24 protein-coding genes and 1 pseudogene are annotated in these 24501 nt (G+C 33.2%); 18 read left to right on the forward strand and 7 right to left on the reverse strand.

The genetic code is table 11. The annotated features are described in order from the left end of the window. Positions 1-20: 20 nt before the first annotated feature. The 5 genes from C1H87_RS11235 to C1H87_RS11255 form a co-directional block, all read right to left on the reverse strand. A complete protein-coding gene (locus C1H87_RS11235) occupies positions 21-2393 on the reverse strand; it encodes an efflux RND transporter permease subunit (protein ID WP_102755901.1) in 2373 nt (790 codons plus the stop codon). A gap of 168 nt (positions 2394-2561) precedes the next feature. Next, a complete protein-coding gene (locus tag C1H87_RS11240) occupies positions 2562-3158 on the reverse strand; it encodes a TetR/AcrR family transcriptional regulator (protein WP_102755902.1) in 597 nt (198 codons plus the stop codon). Between the two features lie 260 nt (positions 3159-3418). Then, positions 3419-3790: a cupredoxin domain-containing protein gene (locus C1H87_RS11245; RefSeq protein WP_102755903.1), complete on the reverse strand. Its 372-nt coding sequence runs from the start codon at positions 3788-3790 to the stop codon at positions 3419-3421. 103 nt (positions 3791-3893) lie between these two features. Then, positions 3894-4442 carry a carboxymuconolactone decarboxylase family protein gene (locus tag C1H87_RS11250; RefSeq protein WP_102755904.1) on the reverse strand — a complete coding sequence of 183 codons (549 nt, stop codon included), beginning with the start codon at positions 4440-4442 and terminating at the stop codon, positions 3894-3896. 392 nt (positions 4443-4834) lie between these two features. Then, on the reverse strand, positions 4835-5683 hold the full coding sequence (locus C1H87_RS11255) for a helix-turn-helix domain-containing protein (protein WP_102755905.1): 849 nt from the start codon (positions 5681-5683) through the stop codon (positions 4835-4837). 118 nt (positions 5684-5801) lie between these two features. On the opposite strand from C1H87_RS11255, the gene C1H87_RS11260 reads away from it, so the two are divergent. The 18 genes and pseudogenes from C1H87_RS11260 (at position 5802) to C1H87_RS11345 (ending at position 21361) form a co-directional block, all read left to right on the forward strand. Next, positions 5802-6605, forward strand: a complete 804-nt coding sequence (locus tag C1H87_RS11260) for a hypothetical protein (RefSeq protein ID WP_158655199.1) — start codon at positions 5802-5804, stop codon at positions 6603-6605. A 238-nt stretch (positions 6606-6843) separates the two neighbouring features. Next, a complete protein-coding gene (locus C1H87_RS11265; protein ID WP_102755907.1) occupies positions 6844-8025 on the forward strand; it encodes an integrase core domain-containing protein in 1182 nt (393 codons plus the stop codon). A 64-nt stretch (positions 8026-8089) separates the two neighbouring features. Next, positions 8090-8743 carry a tail fiber protein gene (locus C1H87_RS11270; RefSeq protein ID WP_102755908.1) on the forward strand — a complete coding sequence of 218 codons (654 nt, stop codon included), beginning with the start codon at positions 8090-8092 and terminating at the stop codon, positions 8741-8743. Positions 8744-8917: 174 nt separating this feature from the next. Next, positions 8918-9421: pseudogene (locus C1H87_RS11275) on the forward strand (JAB domain-containing protein); the annotation flags it as partial. Between the two features lie 152 nt (positions 9422-9573). Further along, on the forward strand, positions 9574-10608 hold the full coding sequence (locus C1H87_RS23570; RefSeq protein ID WP_233783438.1) for an adenylate kinase family protein: 1035 nt from the start codon (positions 9574-9576) through the stop codon (positions 10606-10608). Between the two features lie 80 nt (positions 10609-10688). Further along, positions 10689-11594: a hypothetical protein gene (locus tag C1H87_RS11285; RefSeq protein ID WP_102755909.1), complete on the forward strand. Its 906-nt coding sequence runs from the start codon at positions 10689-10691 to the stop codon at positions 11592-11594. Between the two features lie 103 nt (positions 11595-11697). Then, positions 11698-12729, forward strand: coding sequence for an endolytic transglycosylase MltG (mltG, locus tag C1H87_RS11290; protein ID WP_102755910.1), 1032 nt, complete (start codon positions 11698-11700; stop codon positions 12727-12729). 153 nt (positions 12730-12882) lie between these two features. Next, the gene (locus tag C1H87_RS23445; RefSeq protein WP_199769355.1) at positions 12883-13368 is read left to right on the forward strand and encodes a DinB family protein; all 486 of its coding nucleotides are present in this window, start codon (positions 12883-12885) and stop codon (positions 13366-13368) included. Between the two features lie 140 nt (positions 13369-13508). Further along, positions 13509-14093 (forward strand): RDD family protein, encoded by a 585-nt coding sequence (locus C1H87_RS11300; RefSeq protein ID WP_102755911.1) that lies wholly within the window; start codon positions 13509-13511, stop codon positions 14091-14093. Positions 14094-14318: 225 nt separating this feature from the next. Next, complete coding sequence (locus C1H87_RS11305; protein WP_158655200.1) at positions 14319-14780, forward strand: MarR family winged helix-turn-helix transcriptional regulator; 462 nt, start codon at positions 14319-14321, stop codon at positions 14778-14780. Continuing rightward, positions 14777-16210 (forward strand): serine hydrolase, encoded by a 1434-nt coding sequence (locus tag C1H87_RS11310; RefSeq protein ID WP_102755913.1) that lies wholly within the window; start codon positions 14777-14779, stop codon positions 16208-16210. The genes C1H87_RS11305 and C1H87_RS11310 overlap by 4 nt, the downstream gene beginning before the upstream one ends. A 123-nt stretch (positions 16211-16333) precedes the next feature. After that, positions 16334-16654 (forward strand): hypothetical protein, encoded by a 321-nt coding sequence (locus C1H87_RS11315; protein ID WP_102755914.1) that lies wholly within the window; start codon positions 16334-16336, stop codon positions 16652-16654. Between the two features lie 303 nt (positions 16655-16957). Beyond that, the gene (locus tag C1H87_RS11320; RefSeq protein ID WP_102755915.1) at positions 16958-17704 is read left to right on the forward strand and encodes a DUF6597 domain-containing transcriptional factor; all 747 of its coding nucleotides are present in this window, start codon (positions 16958-16960) and stop codon (positions 17702-17704) included. A gap of 28 nt (positions 17705-17732) precedes the next feature. Beyond that, a complete protein-coding gene (locus C1H87_RS11325; RefSeq protein WP_102755916.1) occupies positions 17733-18158 on the forward strand; it encodes a VOC family protein in 426 nt (141 codons plus the stop codon). A 231-nt stretch (positions 18159-18389) separates the two neighbouring features. Continuing rightward, positions 18390-18770 (forward strand): VOC family protein, encoded by a 381-nt coding sequence (locus tag C1H87_RS11330; protein WP_102755917.1) that lies wholly within the window; start codon positions 18390-18392, stop codon positions 18768-18770. A gap of 391 nt (positions 18771-19161) precedes the next feature. Beyond that, positions 19162-19950, forward strand: a complete 789-nt coding sequence (locus tag C1H87_RS11335) for an aspartyl/asparaginyl beta-hydroxylase domain-containing protein (RefSeq protein WP_102755918.1) — start codon at positions 19162-19164, stop codon at positions 19948-19950. A gap of 34 nt (positions 19951-19984) precedes the next feature. Next, positions 19985-20587, forward strand: coding sequence for an NAD(P)H-dependent oxidoreductase (locus C1H87_RS11340; protein WP_102755919.1), 603 nt, complete (start codon positions 19985-19987; stop codon positions 20585-20587). 219 nt (positions 20588-20806) lie between these two features. After that, a complete protein-coding gene (locus C1H87_RS11345; RefSeq protein ID WP_102755920.1) occupies positions 20807-21361 on the forward strand; it encodes a hypothetical protein in 555 nt (184 codons plus the stop codon). A 202-nt stretch (positions 21362-21563) separates the two neighbouring features. Here C1H87_RS11345 and C1H87_RS11350 read toward each other — a convergent pair whose 3' ends face one another. Continuing rightward, positions 21564-23705 (reverse strand): Tex family protein, encoded by a 2142-nt coding sequence (locus C1H87_RS11350; RefSeq protein ID WP_102755921.1) that lies wholly within the window; start codon positions 23703-23705, stop codon positions 21564-21566. Positions 23706-23793: 88 nt separating this feature from the next. Then, positions 23794-24498, reverse strand: coding sequence for an OmpA family protein (locus tag C1H87_RS11355; protein WP_102755922.1), 705 nt, complete (start codon positions 24496-24498; stop codon positions 23794-23796). Positions 24499-24501 lie beyond the last annotated feature (3 nt).

The following is a 24501-nucleotide window of genomic DNA, read 5'->3' on the forward strand; positions in this document are numbered from 1 at the left end:
TATGTTTTATAATTTTTGTTTTATTTATGGAAAATAACTTGTGCTACTGTAGATTCTTCTTCTGTTGTTTTTTTACTTGTAAGAATGAGCAAGGATGGTAGCAAGATGAAATCTATTATTAGAGCTGCCAAAATGATGATTACGGTTATTCTTGCCATATAACTGTTTAAGGCAAATGGCGATGTTGAGAGCACCGAAAAACCGGCCAATAAAACAACGGTTGTTGTTACGAGTGCTTTTCCAACGGTTTCGAAAGCATATACCACAGCCTGTTTGGCATCGTACCCCAGCTCACGTCTGGCTCTTAAGAACTTACTCATAAAATGGACGGTATCGTCGACTATAATTCCCAGTGTCATCCCAAAAACAATTACCATACCTGTGTTTATTTGTGCTTTATAAAGTGCCCAAATACCAAAGCCAACTAAAACTGGTGTTACATTTGGAATAATACTTAGCAAGCCAAGTTTAAAGTTTCTTAAAGCCAGCATTAACACTAAAGAGATTAATATAAGCGCGATAATGTTTCCTTTAAGCATGCTATCTGCTTGCCTGAATCCTAATTTAGAAAACATCAATGTTGGGCTTACCCCCATGGCATGCATAGCTTGTGGCGTATTATCCCGTAACCAATCTTCACCTCTTTTCGAAAAGGCAATCATCTCGGTACTATTAATATTATCTACAGTTACGGTTACTCTGGTTTCAGATTTATCGACATTAATTTGATTGTTAAGATCTAGTCCGAAAGGTAAAGACAACTCGTAAAGCAATAAGTATTGGGCTGCTTCGTCTCTGTTATCTGGAATGCGGTAGAAACTTTCGTCGTCTCCGTGCATCGATCTGTTAACACGTCTGGCCACTTCGCTAAAAGCATTAACATGTATTACTTCTGGCTGTTCGTTAAGCCAATCTTCGAAGGCATTTAAGTGTTTAAGATATTCCGGATTATTAATACCGCCACTTTCTCCACTACTAATAGAGTATTCAACATTATAAATACCGGTTAGATTATCTTTTATATAATCGGTATCGGTTCTAAAGGCGATACTTTCATCAAAATAATTTATAAATTCATCGTTAAACGTATTGTTGGTAGCGAGATAGGTGAGTCCTCCAATAACTATAACCGAGATAATAGACAGCCTTACTGGTTGTTTCACCACAAAGTTCCCTAAACCGACATACCAATTTTTACGTACTTTGGTTTCTTCTTTTTTAACTTTGGATTTAACTGGAAAGATTGCCATTAATGCTGGTAATGTTGTGGTAGAGTATAAGAACGCCATGGCCATACCAAAGGCGGTAATGTTACCTAAATCCCAAAACGGAGGTACATCGCCAAAATTCATGGTTAAAAACCCGATTACTGTAGTTAAACTTGTAATGAATACAGGCATGAAATTTAGTCGAATCGCTTCTTTTAAAGCATCAACTTTATTAAGACCATCATTACGCATTTTTTGAAGCATGGTAACGAGTATATGAATACTGTCTGCAACGGCCAACGTAAGAATCATGGTAGGGAATACGGCAGAAGGCGGCGTCATTTTTATACCCATAATACCAACAAAACCAACAGCACTTATTATAGAAAACAATACAACAACCAATGTTGCGAGGGTACTCCAAATGTTTCTGGTTAAGATAAATGTGGTTATAATAACTATGATAAGCATAATCATGGTTAAACCCATATCGTTCTGAGACGCTTCAAAGAAAGCCGTGTTCATAGGAATTAAACCTGAAGTGTGTACTTCGAAATTCGGGTGCTTTTCCTTAAATTCAGCAATCATATTTCTAACAAAAGGCGTTACTTCTCCAGGAATTTCATTTATGTTTTCGCCCGGAAGCCTTACGGTTATATTTATAGCTGTTACACTCCCTTTTTCGTTAAGAATCCTGTTAACAAGAAGTGGTTCTTTTAAAGCTTTTTCCTTGATCTCTAAAATCTCGGCTTCTGTTTTTAAGGACGATTCATACGATAAATCATCAACATATAAATCGTCTCCATCGGCACTTGTATGCTGAAAGTTGGTTACTGCATCCACTCTCGAAGAATAAGGGGTGTTCCATGATTCTGCAGTTAACTCTTCAATAGCTACAAGATTTTCTTTTGTGAAAATGTTGCCATTTGATGGAGACAATACTAAAATAACATTATCATCCTTGGTGTATTTTTCCTGTAAGGCATCAAAAGCCTCTAATTCTGGATTCGACTTACTAAAGAAAACATGGTAGTCGCCATCGAATTCCATATTGCCCTGAGAGCCTAATCCCATGGCCAGTACTAGGGTTGCCAATAATATAGGCCATTTAAATCTTATTACGAAGTTGGCCCAACTCCTGGCAAAAACATTTGTGGCACTTTGAGCCTTTTTAATTGCATTCATTTTTAGTGATTTTAATAGTTGACCAGTCAATTATATATTATGTATATGTAACGGATCTTTGGTTAATAATTAATGTTTGTATTTAAGACGTTTTATAAATTTATAATGGGGACAAAAAAATTATATTTTTTATAGTTGACCGGTCAACTATATATATTTTAAAAAAATTTATCGAAATAATATTTCGTTAACCATAATCCTAAAATTATCAATTGGTTCTGCACTTTTTGTTTCTTTCATACTAATCATCGACCCTTTTCCTGCATCCTCAATAAAAGCGGCAAGAACTTCTGCTTTTGTCGTATTCTTTATTTCTCCTAAATCCTGGGCTTCCTGTATAACTTCTGTAATTGACGATATTATCATTTGCGCTTTTGCTAATATAGCCGTTCTTATGTTTTCATTATGTTCCGCCATTTCACTACTAAGATTACAAGCCATACATCCCTTTTTGCAATTCATTTCTTCTTTTAGCATGTGTAATCTATGCTCGTAAAAATTTAAAAGACGTTGTTTGGGAGCAATAGAGGTGTCTCTTAAAATATCTCTTGAAGGTCCAAAATGAGCATCAAAATATTTATCTATAGCCTTTACAGCAAAATCTTCCTTAGAGTTGAAATAAAAATAAAACGACCCTTTTGGTACATCGGCTGCTTTAACAATATCGTTAACACTGGTAGCATTATACCCTTTACTCCACAGAATCTCTATTCCTTTTTCTAAAAGGAAGTCTGCTTTAGCATCGTGTTTAACAGTTTTAAGCATAAGTTTTAATTTCGAAACAAAAATATGACCACTCGTCTAGTAAATCCAAATTTTAAATGTTAAAATTTTTGTAAACGCAAAAAAGGCAGCCTGAAAAAATGTCATTCAGAGCGGCTCGTGCTGAGCGTAGTCGAAGCAAGCGAAGAATCTTATTAAGTTAAAGAGATTCTTCAGTTGCTCCTCCCTGTCTGCCGACAGGCAGGCTTCTGAATGACACCTTTCTCAGGCGTCCTTTCGCTATTAATTAATCAAAAAACGTCCTACTTTACTGTAAGGGTGTATTGTGGCGTTGGGTTTAACGGACAGAAATAAACATACTCTCCTTTTGTTAACTTAGTAACATTACTTTTTTCAACCTTACCATCTTTAACAACTGCTGTTACATATGCTGTTTTTATATGATTCTCTGGTTTACTGGCATCTTTACCTTTTGGTACTAACACTAAGCCTACCTCTTTAGCAGCATGGTTGTTAAATATTTCAAAAACATAAGATCCTTCGCTTAATGTTAATGCTTTTTGAGTAAACTCTCCTTTTGTTTGCTCTAGCGATACTGTTTTTACTGTACTCTGTGCATTAGTATTTATTGTGAATGCCAATGCTATTACTAAAATTGAAATGATTTTTTTCATAATGTTTTGTTTTTATGTCCCCTCGAGCGCAGTCGAGAGGTTAGTGTTAATTTTTAATACGTTAAATAGGTCTCGACTGCGCTCGACCCGACATTGTTTTTAATTACCCTGCTACAGTTTCCAATGGTTGTGCTACCGGGAAATCTACAGGTATTTGTGTTGTTTGGTGTAAGTAATTCGAAATTGTTTTATCACCAACTAAAGAAATTGTGTCTACTAAATTTCCTTTGCTATACCCTGCGTTAAAGAAATTTTCTAAAACTGCCGCCTCAGTCTTACCTCTGTTTTCTGTTATGTTTTTTGCTAATTGCGCTAAAGCGTTTAATTTATGATCGAATGATGCATATCCTGCTCTTAATTCTAAGATTTGCTCGTCGGTAAATCCGTTCATTTTTCCAATGGCAGTATGCGCAGATAAACAGTAAACACATTGGTTTACTTCGCTTACAGCTAAATTAACCACTTCTTTTTCTTTTGCAGATAATGATGTTTTTGCATTCGAAAAGGTTAAATAATTCTCTAACGCCGTATCGCTATGTGCATAGGTAGCGTATAAGTTTGGTACAAAACCTAATGCTTTGTTTAAATTATCGAAAATAGCTTGATTGTTTTCGCTTACTTCTTCTCTTTTTGGTACATTAAATGTGCTCATAATCTTAATTTTTAAATATCTATTTTTTTATTAAATCTTGTTGTTTGTAATTCTGGTACAAAGTTGCAACCATATAAAAGGTTATACCATGTAAGTTCTTCCTTTGTAGTTGTCGATTTTTCCCTTTGTTATTTTAAAGCGTGATATGACCGTCTACATAAGGCCTTTCGGCATCACAATAAAAGTCATGAATATGCTTTTGCTCGCAATGCGTTTTAGGACTTATAGTGTTAAGCCTCTTTTTTCTGTTATTACTGAATATTTTTATCAAATTGAAAATTGAAATATGTTTTAAATCCATAACTTATACTGTTTAAATTATACAGTACAAAGATGCGTTATAACTTGGCGTTATAAAATGAATGGATTTCCCGGAAGCTTGTCAATTCTTCCTAAGAAGCAGATTTAAGCTGTTTTTTAAAATCTGATGGGGATAGCGAGGTGTGTTTTTTAAACAACCTGCTTAAATGTGAAGCGTCTTCGAAACCAATTTCAAAAGCAATTTCTTTGGCTGTTTTATCGGTGTAGACCAATAAGCGTTTTGATTCAAGAATAAGACGTTCGTGAATAATCTTTAACGGACTCGTATTTAATTTCGCAAATGTATTGGATAAAGTTTTTGGTGATTTAAAGAGCTTATCTGCATAGAAGCCCACGCTGTGCTCTTTTCTAAAATGAGATTCAACCAGAACATTAAAGCTTCTTAATAATTCTACTTTTGAATCTTTAACTCCTGGTACAGTTTCGGCATTATCCTTAGCCTTAAGTATACGCGTGCTTTTAATAATAAATCTTGCCATAAGCATTCGCAGCATTTCTGCCTGAATGTTATCCTTGGTTTCTAACTCATCAACAAATATCTCATGAAGTATATTAAATTTGCCCCGTTCCTTTTCGTTTAAATGAATAAGAGGCATATGTTCATTCCCGAAAAATAGTAAACCTGCGCAACCCACCTCCCGGTCATGGTCTTTAATGCAATAAAATTCCCTGTTAAATTGGTATACAATTAAGTCCTCGCCCTCAACAAATTGCAAATATTGAACATTAGTTAATGCCAAAACGCTATGAGGTTCTATAGAGAAAGGAATACTGTCTACTACTATTTCTGCTTTAGAATCTTTGGTTCTAATAAACATAAATAGTTCTACTTGCTTAGTTTTTTTATACGATTCTAAAAGCGACTCATTGCCTACTTTTAAAATAGCGTCGGTGGAAAACTCAGAGAATACTTGTGTCATGTTTACATAGGTCTCAATTAAAACAAAAACATTACAATCTGTTGTAGTTAATTCCTTAAAAAATCTATTATCTTAGTACGTCTATAATAGATATATAGTTAATATTAACTATATATCTTTGTTAGCACCAATTATGAAACCGAGTACATCAATAATATTTTTGCTTCTATTTGGGTTGTTTTATTCTTGCAATGAAAAATCTGAAAATAAGAAAGCGGAATTTGTTGAAAGCAAATTATTTGGTAACGTAAAAAGCATAGAAACTAAAACTTTTGAAAATGATACTTTAAAATCAAGAGTATTGGAATTTTATACAGAAAGTGGAATAATTGAGAGAAAAGAAACATATTTTGAACCTAATTTATCTTCAATTATAAGATACCAAGAATATGATGATAAAAACAGATTGGTAAAAGAACAAATTGTTACTGACGGAGATTCGACTTTCTCAAGTAAATATTACTACAATAGTCTTGGACTTGAAAAAAAGGAGGAATATTACTTAAATAAACTTCAAACAATTACGGAATTCAAAATGGATAGCGCAGGAAAAACGATTGAAAAGAAATTTGGATATGTCGAGACAGATGGATTTAGGAATTGGAAATATGAATATCCTAATGAAAATATAACTCTTATAAAGGAATTTTTTAAAAGTAATTCACCTGAAAAAATAACTGAATTGAAACTTATTCCTGAAGAAAACAAAAAGGTTTTGACGAAAAAATATTTATTTCCTGCTTCAGAGACAAAAGAAATTTTCTATCACGACAGTTTAGGAAATTTAAAGAGAAAAGAAAAATTTTATAATGGAGAACTGAAAGAAAGCTTAAGTTTTGAATATAAATTAGACTTTGAAAAGAATTGGATAATCTCAGAAAACGGATTGACTAAAAAAGAAAGAATTATAAAATATTATTAAATAAATAACAGGTGCTAACAATGGCTATATGTAATTGCTTGTTCTCGCCTACTTCTGAAAATCCTCGCGGATTTTCAGTTTGGTGTGTGCTTGCAAAGTTAATTGCTAACCCACGCAACTACTCTTAGCCGAGCCGTTAGGCACAAACAAGGTATGGTAAAGGCACATAGTTTACAGAGTTAAAGGGACATAGTTTACACTTTTTTAGGTTGTAATTTGAGATAAAAATCAAATTATCATGCCTTGGAAAGCAACTACAACTATGGAACAAAAAATTGAATTTATCTGTGAATGGAGAACTGGGAAATATACCATCACAGAATTATGCAAAAACTTTGAAATCTCAAGACCAACAGCCTACAAGCTGATTTCCAGATTCGAAAATCAAGGTTATGACGGTCTAAAAGAGCAGTCAAGAGCACCCAGGGAACATCCTAACGCTACGGGTGAGAATATTGTTAAAGCTATTATTAAATTAAAGGCTAAATATCCACGTTGGGGAGCTAAAAAAATCAGAATACTTTTGTTTAACGATTTCAATAAAGAAATAGTTCCTTCTGTGGTTACTGTCCACAACATACTCAAGAAAAATGGTCTGGTCTGTCCTCAAAAACGAATGAGAAGGGTCAAACCTGTGTTCCCTATTTTCGACCCCAAATCATGTAATGAAGTATGGAGTGCAGATTATAAAGGAAAGTTTTTAATGGGCAATAAGATCTATTGTCACCCGCTAACCATTGCAGATTCCAAAAGTCGTTTTTTGTTTACGGCTAAAGGGCATTATAAGGAAAACTTAAAGTCTGCTAAAACTGAGTTTACAAAGGTCTTTAGAAAGTATGGTATGCCTAAACAAATCCATACAGATAACGGTAGCCCCTTTGGTTCTGTAAGAGCCATCCAACGCTATACCCAACTCTCTTATTGGTTTATTGAACTTGGGATTACCCCTGTGTTTTCTGACCCTGCCCACCCTGAGCAAAACGGAAGGCACGAACGCATGCACCGTGACTTAAAGGCGGCATGTGCCAGACCTTCTGCTTATGATCTAAAAGCCCAACAACGCAGATTAAACCATTTTGTAAAGGAATATAATCACATAAGACCCCATGAGGCTTTAGGCATGAAAACACCCGCTTCTGTCCATAATTTTGAGACCAGACCTTTTCCCGAAAAAACACCTCTCTTTGATTATGATTTAGACCATAAAGTTCTTAAAGTAACTCAAAACGGAGCTATCAGATGGAGGTCCTATTATTGGGTATATTTAACAAGTGCTCTAAAAGGTAAATATGTAGGAATCCAAAATCTTGGTAACGGTATTTGGAAAGTGTTTTACAGAAACGTATTTTTAGGTTTCTTTAATGAAAATGAATTAAGAAATAAAAAAACTAACATAAGGTTAGAAACTAATTTAGTGTAAAGTCTAATCTTTAACTTGTGTAAACCATGTCTCTTAACGAACAACAAACTTTAAACAATAAATAATGAGGAAAATAATATTATCAATTGCTCTATTAGGAATTACTTTCGGAATGAATTCACAAAATCAAACCATTGGATTGAATTACTCTTTTGGCTTTAATCCTGATAATGATAATTTTACTTACAACGGAGCATCTTTAGGGAATTACGCTTTAGGTTGGTATATGCTTACAAGTAGTGCTGAAGCTAGATTATCAGGTTATGGAGGGATTAAGCTTTTCACGAATAAGAATCCTAGGTTAACAATATCTTATAACGGTAATGTAGGAATCGGAACAATAAATCCAGATATGAAATTAACTGTAAAAGGAAACATCCACGCAGAGGAAGTAAAAATTGACTTAAATGTTCCTGCTCCTGATTACGTTTTCAAAAAAGACTATTATCTTAGAAGTATAGAAGAAGTAGAAGATTTCATCAAAGAAAACAGTCATCTACCAGAAATCCCATCAGCTAAGGAATTTGAACAAAATGGGATAATGCAAGCAGAAATGGATATGAATCTTCTCAAAAAAATCGAGGAATTAACCTTGTACACGATTCAACAAGAAAAGAAAATCAATAAACTTGAAAAAGAGAACGAATCTTTAAAACTTTTAGCTACCCAGTTCGAGGCATTACAAAAAAGACTAGAAAAATTAGAAAACTCCAAGTAAATAATAGCCAAATCTGATTTTTAATAATTTGCCAGAAAGACTTACATTTACGCTATGGACATAAAACTGACCGAAGCAGAAAAAATTAAAATCCTAAATTCGGATGATATTTACGGAATCATGCAGCGGATTTTATTGCGGGAAAATAAAATTGACTAAAACAGAGAGCACTTTTGGGTTATTGGATTGGAAAACAATAATCGGATTCTTTTTATTGAGCTCATAAGTTTGGGGACTGTAAAAAAAGCATTAGCAGAGCCTATGGAAGTATTTAGTTTTGCCCTGCAAAAAAGAGCTGTGAAAATCATTTTGTGCCACAACCATCCAAGCGGAGAATTAAAACCATCCGAGGCAGATAAAGACATTTCCGATAGATTAATCCAAGTCGGAATTATTGTTGATACCGAGGTTCTTGACCATTTGATAATATCTGACAAAAGTTATTTGAGCTTTGCTGATACTGGACTTTTGGACGAATTGAAGAAAAGCACAAAGTATGTTCCTAAATATGTGTTGGAGCAACGGATTAAAAAAGAGGCAACTGAAATTGCTAATAAAAAGAAAGCCGTTGAAATAGCAAAAGCCATGAAAAGAGAGAATGAAGATATTGAAAAAATTGCTTTATTCACAGGATTATCGATTGAGGAAATTGAAAAATTGAGAGTTAAAAAGAGATAAAAGCCAGTGCCTAACATGGTATAAAAATAATTGCTTGGTCTGTGCTATTCGGAAAATCCTGCGGATTTTCCTCTGGCTCGTCAACTTTTGTTAAATAGGAGGCTTAACCACGCAACTATTCTTATACATCAACGTTACATGCAAGCATAAAAATGAAAAAAGGAGACATTATTGAAATAGAAGGGTCAAGAAGTAAGGCAAACTTGATTTGTACCTCAATAGTGAGAGAAGATATAAATGAGTATGGTTTCTTTCTTATTACTGATAATTCGTTTAATAAAAGCGTAAATGAACTTAGCGTTCTTGGCTATAAATATCTAGATACAAATTCCGATTTAATCAACTCCATAAGTCATCTTGACAAAACACAATTCTATACATCTATAAGATATGATTTGTTACAAATACCTATCAAGCTGCTAATAGAAAATTCTAAAACTGTAGGTTACGTAAATCTTCATCCTAAATTCTATCCAAGACCAAATTATAGAAGAACGATTCAAGAATTGGGTGAAATAGAAGAAGTTAAGTTCGAACGTATAAAAAAGAAAGGAAGTGTTTCAAATCTTGATAATACAATTTACAATTCTTATCCTATAACTGAAATAACTTTAAACAGCTCAATGAATATAATTATAATAACTGGACCTCCATATTCTGGAAAAGGAACTCAATGTGATGAATTAGTTAAAGACCATGACTTAGTTCACATCTCAACTGGTGACCACATAAGAAACGAAAAAGAAAACCAAACTGAGCTTGGAAAAATAATGTCTGATTATGATGAGAAAGGAGAACTTGTACCAGACGAAATAATGAAAAAGTTGCTTGATAAACTCATCGAAGAAAACAAACATGCTTCAGGAATAATTTTAGATGGCTATCCACGAACGATTCCTCAAGTAGAGGACTTGGTTAAAGTGTTGTCGGAAAGAGAATTGTCTATTAATTCAATAATCAGCATAGAAGTACCTAGAGATGAACTTTTAATCCGTGCTAAAAAAAGAGCTGAAACATCAACAAGAGAAGATGACAAAAACCCAGAGACACATTACAAAAGAATAAGAGTATTTGAAGAACTCACTAAACCAACTATTGAATACATGAAAAAGAAATTTCAAGTAAAAACATTCGATGGCATGGGGGCTATTGAAGAAATCACTGAACGAATAAAAGCCAGCATGTAACACTAGATAAGAAGTAAGAGCTCCTTCGTCGCTCCTCCTCTTATCATTGAACGTTGTAAACAATTAAAGCGAGAGTACCTATGTCTACAAACCAGCCAGCCAGAATTTTTTTTCTTCTTGCCCGAGAGGTTAATAAAGCCGTTGTTTTCAGAAGAGGTCCAACTAAATGGACGCAAATGATTGTTTGGGATCTGAATTCTGATGAGTTAGAATACGGACAATGGAGTAAAGTGAAATTTCAAAAATGGAGATGTGATTTATCACCATCTGGAAAACATTTGATTTATCTAGACGACCAATTTGAAAATGGAGATAGTGCTACAGTTGTTAGCAAACCACCTTTTTGGGCTGCTATAGCAAAATGGAAACACTATAACCCGCTATTCGGTATTGGAGGTGGAGTATTCAGATCAGAAAATGAAGTTACATTGAATTGGCATTATATGCTTGAGGCAGACGAACTATTTCCAGTACCTCCTCAACTTAAAGTGATTTGTAAGGGCGAATCGTTTAATGTAGAAACTACTCGTTTAAAAAGAGATGGATGGAGTTTATTAGATGCTAAACAGTTTATTAACAATAGAATTAAATATTTATCGAAACCTTCTATATTTTGGGATGATATCTACAAATTTTGGGAAGATTCTGTTAGAGGAAATAAATTTCAATCGACTCCTAAACTTTGGTCAAAACCAGTAACTAAAAGTTCCTCCTTATATCGTCTTTCATATTATCATTATGAAAAATATAAACGATTGAGTAAGTTTTTTATAAAAAGAAGGCAAGAAGTCAATGAATTAGAACAAGTTGAATGGGCAGAAGTCGATTGCAATGGACGAATTATTGCAAGTAAAAATGGTACTTTGATTGCTTCTAAAACTTTTAATGACGGTTCTGTCCAATTGGGTAACTTAGAATTACTTCACGATTTAAACCCTCAAAAACCTGAAGAAATTCCGGTTCCTGATATAATGAAACGATGGTAAAAATCTCAAACAAAAAGTTTATAACAATATGCAAAAAGCATTAAAACGACTTTTTACATTAACCTTTAGCAATTATTAGGAGAATATCACAATAAAAATTTAAATGATAAAAAAAATACTTTGGGGAATATTAGTTTTTGGTTTGATAGGAGGTGTCTTTGGCTACTATAAATACACAAGAATAATTTCTCCAAATGTTCCAGAAAATTTAGAAAATAATATTGTTGTCATTCCAACTAATTTCTCATTTAACGATGTAGTTCAACTTCTCCATGAAAATAACCAAATCATGGATACTGTATCATTTCGCGAAGTATCAGAAATGATGAACTACAGAAAAAGTATCATGAGAGCCGGTAGATACAAAATCACTCCATCTTGGAGTAACCGTTCATTAATTAGTCATCTTCGAGCAGGCGAACAAGAAGTTGTAAATTTAGTTTTAACTCACGGTTGGTTGTTGTCAGATGTCGCAGGTAAAGCTTCTCAATCTATCGAGGCAGATTCTACCGATTTGATTAACCTTTTTCAAAACGAGGATTATATAACCAAATTCGGATATACATCAAAGACCCTAATGAGTTTGTTTATTCCAAATACGTATGAGTTTTATTGGAACACAGGTGAAAAGGTTTTTTTTGAAAGAATGGTTAAAGAACACAATAGATTTTGGAATACCAATGACAGACTGTCAAAAGCTAAAAAATTAGGATTGACTACCGAAGAGGTTTACACTTTAGCTTCAATCGTGGAAAGAGAAATATCAAAAGATGAGGAAAAAAAACGAGTAGCAGGACTATATCTAAATCGAATTAGAATAGGTATGAAATTAGATGCAGACCCTACAGCGAAATTTGCAACTAGAGACTTTAAAGCGACAAGAATTTTATATAAACATATTCGTTTTAATTCTCCATATAATACTTATTTACACAGAGGACTTCCTCCTGGACCTATAAGTATGGCATCTATAAAGAGTATTGATGCTGTTTTAGATTCGGAGAAACATAATTTTTATTATATGTGTGTTGACCCAGATAATCTGGGATATCACCTTTTTGCAGAAACTATAACTGAGCACAATAAAAATGCCAGAAAGTATCATCGGTGGTTAGATAACATAGAGAAAAAATAACAACCGCTAACAAAGACGTGTATAACTAATTGCTTGTTCTGTGTGTACTCGGAAAACCCTACGGATTTTCCTCTCGTTCGTTTTCTTTTGCTAACTTAGTTCTTGCCAACGCAGCTAACCATACACAAACACATTGTACGCAAGCTAAAAAAAATGAATCAATATAGAAATAATGGTGCCATTGGAGCAATATTAGATGAATATGAAAAGGCTTTGACTGAACTTGAAAATATTATAACTGATTTAAGTTATGAGGAATTAATCGCCACCGTTGATAACAAAACGGAAGATTTTGATTGTAAGTCAATTCAAACGATTTTAACACACGTTATTAGAGCAGGATATTGTTACATCATCGAAATTAGAAAATCATTGGGTGAACAAATTGATTTTGTTGAACGAAGAACATTAAATACTGTTGAACAATACAAAATGGAATTGAAAAATATGTTCAACTACAACGAGCTATTTTTCAAAGATTACCCTAATGTTAATCTTGAGGAAAACGATTCCGAAAAGAAAATATTAGTGAAATGGGGACAAGTATATGATATTGAGCAATTATTTGAACACGCAATCGTACATATTTTAAGACATAGAAGACAAATTGAACGATTTAAAATACAACTTCGAGAATGAGAAGCCAGTGTACAACAAAGTATAACCGCAATTGCGGCGGATTCGACTACGTCCGAATCCACTCGGAATTGCTAAGGTCTGTGCTAAACCGAAAATTAACCCGTAACTGATGGTTACACGAGGCCGTTAGCTGTAATTTGATGAAAATCACGAATAAAAAATATAAAAATCTGAATTTAGCCAATGAGGAAGAACGTGGTGAAAATCTAATCATTGATTTTATCATTTCATCAATTCTCGGGCTTGCCATTGCTTTTCTAACTTTCAAAAATTTCACTCTTGTGCTTCTAACATATTTACTCGTGAGATTTATTTATTATTTAGTTTTTGAGTACTTATTTGGTAGAACACCGGGAAAATATCAAACCCGAACTAAAGTTGTAAATCGAATTGGAGAAAAACCGACTTTAATTAGGTTAGCTAAAAGAAACTTGAGCCGATTTATTAGTATTCTTTCAGGAATTAGTGATGATGAAAGAGCTTTGCACGATAGCTTTTCAAATACTTTTGTTGTAAAGGATAATGAATTAAAAAAAATTGAACTAAAGCAACCCATGATTTCGATATTTTATTTATCAATTATGGGCTATTGCATTTACTATTTTGGAACTAAAACTGAGTTAAAAAAAATTGATATTATTTTTTTAGTTGTTCTTATAATCTTATTTGTTTACCACCTAATAATTGGAATAAAAAGAATAATAACTACAGCAGGCAAAGTATAAAAATAATGCTTAAATTTAATCTTAGAGCCTAAAGGTTAGTGTGCATTCGGTCACTCTGATTTTCTTGTGGAAAACCCTCAGACACAAAACCGCACTATTCTTATACAAACCGTTACCACGCATTAACAGCGCACTATTCAGTTCACACTTGCTATTCAAAAAAAAAATTCAATCTGATTTTTTTAAAATATTTATTTGATATATCATATAATTATTTATATTTGATTGATATATCAAATAAATATGAAATTCGATACACCAACAAGCACTGTACTTTACTCAATTGAGGAAACTATAAAAGCTTATCGTAAATTAAGTCAATGTAATATTGCTAATGTAGTTCCTAATATAACAGTAGATCAAGCATTGATTTTAATTATACTTGAAAGTAATGACAAGAGTCAATCTGAAGTCGCAGATATAGTATTCAAAGATTATGCATCTATGACTAGAATTGTAAAGTTAATGATTGATAAGGATTACTTAATAAAATCGATTGATCAAAAGGATAAACGAAAAGTGAAATTAGAAATCTCTAAAAATGGAAAAAAAGTTATAGAAAAATTAAATTCTGTAATTAAAAAAAACAGGCAAATAGCGCTCGATTCAGTTTCAGAAGAGGAATTAAAACAACTTTATACCATATTAAATAAAATTACTAAAAACTGTCAAACACATATTAAATGAAAAAAATCATTTTTCTATTAGCTCTTGTAATGATATTGTCTTGTGAAAAGAAAAGGTCAACTTCAAGTCACAACAGTAAAATAACTGAAATAACAAACTATTTAGATTCCTTAAAAGATTTTAGCGGAGCTGTTTTAATTGTCAAAAATGATAGTATTTTGTTGCAAAAAGCATATGGTTATGCACACATGGGTCATAAAATTGTGAACAATGTAGATACAAAATTCAATCAAGGTTCAATTGGAAAATCGTTTACTGCTGTAGCTATTCTTCAGCTTATACAACAAAACAAATTAAAGCTAACGGATAACGTTGGGGCTTTCATACCCGAATATCCAAATAAAATAGTTAGAGACTCGGTTACCATTGCCTACCTTTTGACACACACAAGTGGATTGCCTCATTTTTTCGCAAGGGAAACCTTCCTTAAAAGCTCTAAAGATTTATATAGAACCATGAACGACCTAAATCCTCTTTATGAAAATGAACCCATGGAATCAAAACCAGGTGAAATATTTACCTATAGAAATACAAATTATGTGATACTTGGTAGAATTATAGAGAAAATTTCTGGGTTAGAATACGACGAATATTTAGAAAAGAATATTTATGCATTAGCATCAATGAAAAATACTGGAAACTTCGATTTAGACCACCCTATAGACAATGCTGCAGAAGGCTATACAACATCAGAAGTTTACCCAGACAAACTAAAAATTAATATCCATACATATCCTTCAAAAGGTAATGCTGCTGGAGGAGGCTACACGACGCTAAATGATTTATATCATTTCGCACAAGCCATACAAAATAACAAACTTCTTAATAGCGAATACACCACTCTTTTCACTACACCTCTTTCAAAAAACAATCATTACGGTTATGGAATGCAGTTTCCAAACCCAGAAGAAGGAACCATTTTTGGACATAGTGGAGGTCATTTTGGAGTGGGTTCGGAATGGCGAGTTTATACAAAAGAAGGTTATACCGTTATTTTACTTACAAATAAAGATACTGATAAAGGCTTTTTAGATGCTCGATTTTCTATACAAAAAATATTATCTGGCACCACTCCTTCAATAGAAAAGCATTTTAATACCAAAGCAGTATTTGACGAGTATTACAAAAATGGATTTGAAGTTGGAGTAAATAAAATTAACAGTGCCGAAAACGAATTGGATGAGTATACTTTTATTGTAAACGGCTATAATGCCATATCAGCTAAAAAGTTAGCGTCAGCCATAGAGATTTTTCGATTAGGTATTATTGCCTTTCCAAACTCTTACAATATGTACGATTCATTAGGTGAGGCCTACTTGGAAAATGGTCAAATGGATTTAGCAGTTACCAATTATAAAAAGAGTCTCGAATTAAATCCTGAAAATGAAAATGCAAAGGAAAAATTAATCGAACTTTCCTTAAACAAATAAACTACACACAACAACGTATCCTATAGTCAATTGCTACGCCATTTAAAGGTTTTTCGAAGATTTCTGGCGAAACCCCTACACGTTCTCCCCTTTTGCTATCTTAGTACAAAATCGCAACAAACCATGAATAAACTCGAGTTCAGCATATCATTAAGAGAAAAAGGATTAGTCAAAAACGAAATGATAAAGGAAATGGAGGAAAATGGCTTTGATCAATCTGAGATAGACTATTATTTAAAAAAGTCTGATGAAATCTACTTGAATCAACTATTAAATTATAAGCAATCAAGTGGACAGACAAAATCTAGTCGGACTTTTAAATCTATTACTCTATTGATTAGTTTGGCTTTGCTTGCAGGAGTCTTTTTCGGATATGCTTCAATAGGTCTAATAGGACTTTTTATTTTTTGGAGTTTAGTAAAATTCGGTTCATATCGGCGATAAAAAAATAAGAAGCAATTCGGATTAAGAATCACACCGATTTCGGACTTGACTCTGATTTGCTATATTGTGGAGGTTTAGAAGTTCGTCGCTAGTCAGCAAAGTTGGGGTACAGTCGGACTGATTAGCTGAACGTCTAATCTTTGTAGATAAAAAACTGCCACTAACAATTTATAACAGCAATTACGGCAGATTCGACTAGATCAGAATCCACTCGGAATTGTTAAGGTCAATGACCAAACCGAAAACTAACGCATAAAAACCCATAACTGACGGTTATATGAGCCGTTGTAAAGACCAAAATAAGTGACCTACCAAGAAAAAAATACAGAAGGATTTATTTCTAACTTCATAAAAAGCTTTTGGAAGTTTGAAACTTTTGAAAAACAATGCAACTATGAAATCCTTCCAGACGGATTTTTCGACTTGATATTTGAAATCAAAAATGGACAAATTACCAAAGTATCGCTAACTGGAGTTTGGACAAACCAAATTCAAGTAACGATTCCAAAAAACACAAAATTGATTGGCGTTCGCTTCAAACTGATTTCTGCCGAGTATATCTTCAAACAATCAATCAAAGAACTTAAAAACACAAAAACAGAATTACCAACGACTTTTTGGGGTTTTCAAAATTTTGACTTTAACAACTTTGAGAAAGTCACAGATTCGATAATCGAAAAATTACAATATGGACTCAAAAACCTAAAAGAAATAGATAACAGAAAATTTGAACTCTTCAAGATTCTCTACGAACAAAAAGGCGAGATTTCAATTAAGGAGCTTTCACAAAGGATTTTTTGGAGCAATCGACAAATCAATAGGTATTTTAACAGCAAATTTGGCTTCTCACTAAAAACATTTTGTAATATTTTAAAATGCTACTCTTCCTTAAAACACATTTCAAAAGGTAACCTTTTCCCCGAAAATGATTACTACGATCAAGCTCATTTTATCAAACAAATAAAGCAAATTACTGGAACGACTCCGAGCAATTTACATTTGAATAAAAACGACCGATTTTTACAATTGACCACCATTAAGGCAACTTAAATTTGTTCTATCATTAAAATTAAATAAGATGAAAGTAAATAAATTAACGCCTAATTTTGAGGTGAAAGACATTAGAAAAACCGTAGAATTTTATCAATCAGTTTTAGGATTCACACTTGTAATGGCTGTTCCTGAAACACAAGATGGAATCGAACAATCATTTGCTGATGGTAAAGAATATGTTTACGCATTGGTTAGTAAGGACAATGTAGAAATGATGTTTCAACGAACCGAAAGCTTCAAAAGAGATGTATTTTTTGCTAAAGACCTTTCAATATCAGCGAGTGTTTCGTTCTATATGGAAATTGAAGGAGTTGACAGCTTTTATGAACATATTAAAAGTGAAGGACTGAATCCAACTGAACTGAAAACAGCTTGGTATGGAATGCGGGAATTTTACCTGACTGATAATAACGGCTACATCCTAGGATTTGCAGAAAAAAGTGCAGAATAACACAAAAAACGGCACACAACAAAGTAAACGCAATAGCGGTTTAGGTAAACACCTAAACCGTTTTTGTGTTTGTTTTAAGTATATTGCTTAACCGAAAATTAATTACGTATAATCCGCTACTGCGTTTATACTAACCGTTAACGGTAATCAAAAAAACATGAAAGTAGAATGAGACATTTGACTAAATACATGAAATGAATCTACTTCAGTAATCAATTAGAAAATAGTAAAATGACAAAGAAATACAATCCAGTTGTTTATTTTGAAATTCCGGTTACGGACATTGATAGAGCAATTAAATTTTATAAATCTGTATTTAACCTCACTTTTGAAAGAGAAGTAATTGACAAAAATGAAATGGCTTTGTTTCCATTCTTGGACGAAAGCGCTGGAATTTCAGGAGCATTAGCGAAAGGGGAAATCTACAAGCCAACAAATAATGGAGTTGTGATTTACTTTAAAACCGAAAACATAGACAAGTCTTTAAGAATGGCGATTGAAAGTGGTGGGCAATTGTTGTATCCAAAAACATCAAATGGAGACTTAGGTTTTGTTGCGGAATTTGAAGATAGTGAAGGAAATAGAATTGCCTTACATCAATCATCAAATTGATGTGGGAAGAAAAAACAACCGTTAACATTGTGTCCTATAAATAATTGCTCCCCTTAGCTTAACCTAAGGGGAGCTGTCTGTTTGATAGCTTCTGATTTTCCTGCGAAAAACCCTCGCACTGAATTATTGCCTTTGTTTTTTACCAAATTTAGTACTGAAACTTAGTGTGTTGAAGGTTAAACAATCTTAACAATAAAAAATGTCCGTTATTTCTTAAAAAGACAGTCAAAATTTCATCGTAAATTTGAAGTAAAAAGATTAACTTCAGTCAGAAATTTAGAAAAAATAACATTTTCGCAATCATTTTATACAAAAAATCAATCATGGATATTAATAAGATATTGATGATCACTAGGATTAAAAATATTTATAGATTATAACAGAACTAATTATGAAGAGTCAAGAAATAAAACTGGTAGATGGAGGCAAGAAATCCTCAACCTTTAAAGACAGATTGGTATCAAAAATCATGAAATCATATTTAGGGTTTGTAGATCGTATGATTACAAAAACTGTAAAGAATAAGGTGGGAGAAACGAACATCGCAAATTACAAAGAGTTATATGCCTTAGAAAAGAATTGGACAAGTATACGTAAAGAACTAGATCAGCTATTGAACCAATTAGATACCGTTGTTTATTATGAGGATGTAGATAAGCGATATTCTAGAGAAACTGGTGATGAAAAAACCAAAAAGAAAGACTCTTGGAAAATAGAACAATTTTATCTCTACGGTCATCGTATAGAACGTGGCTTTAAGCGCTCTCCATTAACGGGAAAACTACTTGAAAAAATTCCGGGAATACAAACCGCATTATTTTCAATATTACAACCAAAAGCTCATATAAAGCCACATCACGGCGAGTATGCAGGCTTATTGCGCTGTCATTTAGGATTAAAGGTAGATTCTCCCGAAGCATGTAAAATAAGGGTGAATGATGAATTTTTCCATTGGAAAGAAGGCAAAATATTCATTTTCGATCATACAAACGAACACGAAGCTTGGAATAATTCTGAAAGTATACGGGTAATATTAATATTTGATTTTGTTAGAAAATTACCTTTCCCTTTGTCTTTATTAAATAAAATAGGATTAAAAATGCTAGGAAAATCCAGTCATATTAAAAATGCTAAGAAAATTTTTGAAAATGGACCAAATCAAGTTCTGGAACCTGTTTAACATAAAATGCAATCATTAATAAAAATCACCCCCAATGAAAAAAACAATACTGATTATTAATGCACATCAAAAATATGACGGAATATCAGAAGGTAAACTTAATAAAGCATTTGTTGATGCTGCAACAACTTATCTAAAAGAAAACGAATTTAACATTATTCATACACATACAGAACAACCTTATTCTATTGATGATGAACTTCAGAAACTGGTACAAACAGATTTTATTATTTTTCAAAGCCCTGTGTATTGGTTTGGAGTACCATGGATAACAAAAAAATACTTTGATGAGGTATGGTCTGCAGGGTATACTACCGTAACATGCTCGGGAGATGGCCGAACTCGTGAAGATCCAAGTCGCCGCTACGGAACAGGCGGATTGATGAACGACAAATCTTATATGTTATCTCTAACATACGCATCACCTAAAATGGAATTTGACAATCCGAGTGGGTTTTATGATGGTAAAAGTATAGACGACGCAAATATAGGCACACATAAAATATTTCAATTTTGTGGGCTTCAAATGTTGCAAACCTATGCTATATATAATGTTCATAAAGAAGAGAATCTAAACTTAGAAAAAGAATTAGATATATTTCGAAAAACCTTAAAATCAAATTTTTTGTCAAACTAGAGCTTATTTTTTCAATAAATCACTTTTAAAGCAAAACATTTTTTTTGAACATTACGCACTAAAAATAAAAGAATTCTCTAAAGAAATTTTTTCGACAATAGTTATTTTAACATAGAAGATTCACGTTAAACTATTAAAAATAACAATATTAGATGATAAAAATCATTTGATAAATAAAAACAACTACAGAACTTTGCTTATCAAAAATAAATTCATGTCATGAAAGTAACATTCTTATCTTTCTGTTTCATTATACTTTCTATTTTCTCTCATGGACAAGAAGATAATCAATTAACAAAAAGCACCAGTATAGGTTTTGAGTTAGATGCAGTACCATATATCTTTAAAGGTTATTATGGGTCGGTTTGGGTCGGTCATAATCATTTTAGATATCGAGCGGTAATTACAAAAATAGAAACACCAGACTTTATATTAGAGGATGGTTTTACCAATAATGAAATTAACGTTTATGCAGCTATTGTAGATTACTTTTTTAAACCAGGCTTTGAAGGTTGGTGGATAGGACCTGGCTTAGAATATTGGGATGCTAAGATACAGACCAACGCAAAATTAGAAACTGTAGAATACAACAATACCATATTTACTATTGGCGGAGGATATGTCTGGAAATTTTACAAGAACTTTTACTTAAACCCTTGGGTAGCTGGACATTTTAGGATTGCGGGTGATAAAGATGTAATAGTTGATCAAAGTATTTTTGAAACTCCTTTGTTTACACCTGAAATATCCTTAAAGTTAGGTTGGCATTTCTAATGTTAAACCATAAATGATGAACAGAAGAAAATTTATTACTCTTTCTATAGCTGAAACCATTACTGTTGATGGAGTAGCGTTACCAAAATCTATAAGACGCCCAGAATGACTATTTAACTAAACGATGTACAACAACATATCCTATAAAACATAACTAGTAAGTGCTAAATTGTAAAATTGAATCTGTTTAAAAAAACAAAAACTATTTATGCAATTTTAACTGTATACGCTTTCGCGGAATATCAACCTCCAATACTTTTACTATAATCTGCTGATGCAAACTTACATGCTCATTAACATCTTTAACAAATGAGTCAGACAAATTTGATACATGAATCAAACCACTTTCTTTAATCCCAACATCAACAAAACAGCCAAAATTGGTAATATTATTTACAATACCGGGTAATAATTGCCCTTCCCTTAAATCTGAAATGGTTTTTATATTCTGGTTAAAGGTGAACACTTTAGCTTGTTCCCGAATATCCAACCCTGGTTTTTCAAGCTCTTTAACAATATCTTGAAGTGTTGGTAATCCTACCGATTCGGTGCAATAATTTTTAAGTTCAATTTTTTTAAGAAGTTGAGCATTACCTATAAGTTCCTGAACACTTTTACCCAGATCTTTAGCCATTCTAGTAACCACAGTGTAACTTTCTGGATGTACGGCCGAATCGTCCAACGGATTTTTTGCTTCCTTAATTCTTAAAAAGGCAGCACCCTGCTCGAAAGCCTTACCACCTAAACGCGGTACTTTTTTAATATCATTTCTCGATGTAAACACCCCATTTTCACTACGGAAATTAAATATGTTTTCTGCTAACTTGGGTCCAATACCAGATACATAGCTCAACAAACTTTTACTAGCTGTATTTATGTTTACGCCTACCGAATTTACACAGTGCTCTACAACACCATCCAACGATTTTTGAAGCTTTGTTTGGTCTACATCATGCTGATATTGACCTACACCGATAGACTTCGCATCAATTTTAACCAATTCTGCCAAAGGATCTTGTAAACGACGACCAATAGATACAGAACCTCTTACGGTAACATCATAATCCGGAAATTCTTCTCGTGCTATTTTGGATGCTGAATAAATACTCGCTCCAGCCTCACTAACTACAAACACCTGAATGTCGTTTTTAAACCGAATCTTTCTAACCAAGGCTTCCGTTTCTCTTGATGCTGTACCATTTCCTATGGCAATAGCTTCAATCTTGTACGCATCTGCTAGTGAACTTATTTTTTTCATAGCACCCACAGAGTCACTTTTTGGTGGATGCGGATAAATGGTTTCATTATACTTTAATTGCCCTTGTGCATCTAAACACACGACCTTACAGCCAGTTCTAAATCCAGGGTCTATAGCCAACACACGTTTTTCACCCAGAGGGGACCCTAACAACAACTGCTTTAAGTTTTTTGCAAATACAGTTATTGCAGACTCATCTGCTTTTTCTTTTGCTATTTGTAAAGCCTCATTACTTAACGATGGCAACAATAAACGTTTGTAAGCATCTGCAATAGCCAATTCTATTTGGTCTGCACATTCGTTATTACTTCGAATAATTCTACTTTCAATTTTATCTAAAGCCCGATCATTATCTATTTCTATTTTAACTCTTATAAAACCTTCTTTTTCTGCCCTTAAAATAGCTAACAATCTATGAGATGGTATTCTACTTAAACTCTCCGACCAGTCAAAATAATCCCTAAACTTTTGTGCAGCTTCTGCTTTTGCACCATTAGTATCATCTTTTATTTTAACCTCTTTTGTAGAAATCATGGCATGTCTCTCTAACTGATAACGAATGTTGTTTCTAATATCGGTACGCTCGTTTATCCATTCGGAAATGATGTGTCTTGCACCTTCCAAAGCATCTTCAACCGAATCAATACTTCCTTTTACATATTTAAAAGCAATCGATTCTACATCATTTGCATTCTGACTCATGATGATTTTAGCCAAAGGTTCCAAACCGTTTTTACGAGCTGTTTCTGCTTTGGTTTTTCTACTTTTCTTATACGGTAAATAAATATCTTCAAGAGTTGTTAAATCTTGAGCATCTCCTATTTTCTGACTCAATTCCGGAGTTAAAACACCCTGCTCTTCAAGTGCTTTTAAAATAGCAGCTTTCCGTTTTTCTAAAGCTTCATATTGTTCCTTATACTTTACAATCTCACCAATTTGAACCTCATCCAAATTCCCTGTTCGCTCCTTTCGGTAACGGGAAATAAAAGGAACGGTACAGGCCTCATTTAATAATTCAATAGTATTTTTTACAGATTGCTTCGAAAGCGGTAGGCGGGAAGTTATAAACTTTAAAATATCGGTCATTTATTTAAAAAAATTAATTGAGAGCATAAAAAAATCTCGTCTTCAAAAATAACATTGAAAACGAGATTTATGCAAGTAAATTGTAATTTTAGTTATTCGCTTCTGCTTTTGCCTCTTTAATCATTTTTTCATTAGGTAAAATAGCGATGTTTACACGTCTGTTCTTTGCTCTACCCGCTGTAGTAGAATTATCATGCATCGGTTGGGTTTCTCCAAACCAATTTGTGGTAAATCTACCAGAGCTAAGCCCTTTACCTTTAAAATAATTAGTAACAGCATAAGCTCTGTTTTTCGATAAGCTCATATTATAGTTAGCATCACCTGTATTATCCGTATGCCCTACTACTAGAATATTGGTATTTGGGTATTCTCTAAAAACATTAGCTAATTTGTTTAACGTTTCTTGGGAGCGTGAGTTAATATTGTACTTGTTAGTGTCGAAATAAACCCCACTACCTTCATCGAAGGTTACAACAATACCATCATCAACACGTTCAACCTCTGCTCCGGGGATTTCTTCTTCTATTTTTTGAGCCTGCTTATCCATTTTATTACCAATAAGCACTCCGGCTGTTCCCCCAACAACACCTCCTATTACTGCTCCTAGCTCACCATTTCCGCCTTTACCAACATTATTGCCAATAATAGCTCCTAAAATAGCACCTCCCGTAGCACCAATTACAGCACCTTTTTGCTTATTGTTAGCATTTTGAACCGCTTTACAATGTGTTAAACTTATAGTTAAAACAAATGCTAAAAGGATTAATCCGATTTTATTTAAAAGTGTCTTCATTTT

It is taken from the genome of Flavivirga eckloniae (genome assembly GCF_002886045.1).
Classification (GTDB): Bacteria; Bacteroidota; Bacteroidia; order Flavobacteriales; family Flavobacteriaceae; genus Flavivirga; species Flavivirga eckloniae.

What these genes read in the sequence shown, in the direction of transcription:
- C1H87_RS11335 (WP_102755918.1), top strand. Translation starts at nt 19,162, where the DNA reads ATGAAGAGTCAAGAAATAAAACTGGTAGATGGAGGCAAGAAATCCTCA.
- C1H87_RS11240 (WP_102755902.1), bottom strand. Translation starts at nt 3,158, where the DNA reads ATGCTTAAAACTGTTAAACACGATGCTAAAGCAGACTTCCTTTTAGAA.
- C1H87_RS11235 (WP_102755901.1), bottom strand. Translation starts at nt 2,393, where the DNA reads ATGAATGCAATTAAAAAGGCTCAAAGTGCCACAAATGTTTTTGCCAGG.
- C1H87_RS23445 (WP_199769355.1), top strand. Translation starts at nt 12,883, where the DNA reads ATGAATCAATATAGAAATAATGGTGCCATTGGAGCAATATTAGATGAA.
- C1H87_RS23570 (WP_233783438.1), top strand. Translation starts at nt 9,574, where the DNA reads ATGAAAAAAGGAGACATTATTGAAATAGAAGGGTCAAGAAGTAAGGCA.
- C1H87_RS11340 (WP_102755919.1), top strand. Translation starts at nt 19,985, where the DNA reads ATGAAAAAAACAATACTGATTATTAATGCACATCAAAAATATGACGGA.
- C1H87_RS11255 (WP_102755905.1), bottom strand. Translation starts at nt 5,683, where the DNA reads ATGACACAAGTATTCTCTGAGTTTTCCACCGACGCTATTTTAAAAGTA.
- C1H87_RS11285 (WP_102755909.1), top strand. Translation starts at nt 10,689, where the DNA reads ATGTCTACAAACCAGCCAGCCAGAATTTTTTTTCTTCTTGCCCGAGAG.
- C1H87_RS11345 (WP_102755920.1), top strand. Translation starts at nt 20,807, where the DNA reads ATGAAAGTAACATTCTTATCTTTCTGTTTCATTATACTTTCTATTTTC.
- C1H87_RS11355 (WP_102755922.1), bottom strand. Translation starts at nt 24,498, where the DNA reads ATGAAGACACTTTTAAATAAAATCGGATTAATCCTTTTAGCATTTGTT.
- C1H87_RS11245 (WP_102755903.1), bottom strand. Translation starts at nt 3,790, where the DNA reads ATGAAAAAAATCATTTCAATTTTAGTAATAGCATTGGCATTCACAATA.
- C1H87_RS11330 (WP_102755917.1), top strand. Translation starts at nt 18,390, where the DNA reads ATGACAAAGAAATACAATCCAGTTGTTTATTTTGAAATTCCGGTTACG.
- C1H87_RS11250 (WP_102755904.1), bottom strand. Translation starts at nt 4,442, where the DNA reads ATGAGCACATTTAATGTACCAAAAAGAGAAGAAGTAAGCGAAAACAAT.
- C1H87_RS11300 (WP_102755911.1), top strand. Translation starts at nt 13,509, where the DNA reads ATGAAAATCACGAATAAAAAATATAAAAATCTGAATTTAGCCAATGAG.
- C1H87_RS11350 (WP_102755921.1), bottom strand. Translation starts at nt 23,705, where the DNA reads ATGACCGATATTTTAAAGTTTATAACTTCCCGCCTACCGCTTTCGAAG.
- C1H87_RS11325 (WP_102755916.1), top strand. Translation starts at nt 17,733, where the DNA reads ATGAAAGTAAATAAATTAACGCCTAATTTTGAGGTGAAAGACATTAGA.
- C1H87_RS11315 (WP_102755914.1), top strand. Translation starts at nt 16,334, where the DNA reads ATGAATAAACTCGAGTTCAGCATATCATTAAGAGAAAAAGGATTAGTC.
- C1H87_RS11265 (WP_102755907.1), top strand. Translation starts at nt 6,844, where the DNA reads ATGCCTTGGAAAGCAACTACAACTATGGAACAAAAAATTGAATTTATC.
- mltG (WP_102755910.1), top strand. Translation starts at nt 11,698, where the DNA reads ATGATAAAAAAAATACTTTGGGGAATATTAGTTTTTGGTTTGATAGGA.
- C1H87_RS11270 (WP_102755908.1), top strand. Translation starts at nt 8,090, where the DNA reads ATGAGGAAAATAATATTATCAATTGCTCTATTAGGAATTACTTTCGGA.
- C1H87_RS11310 (WP_102755913.1), top strand. Translation starts at nt 14,777, where the DNA reads ATGAAAAAAATCATTTTTCTATTAGCTCTTGTAATGATATTGTCTTGT.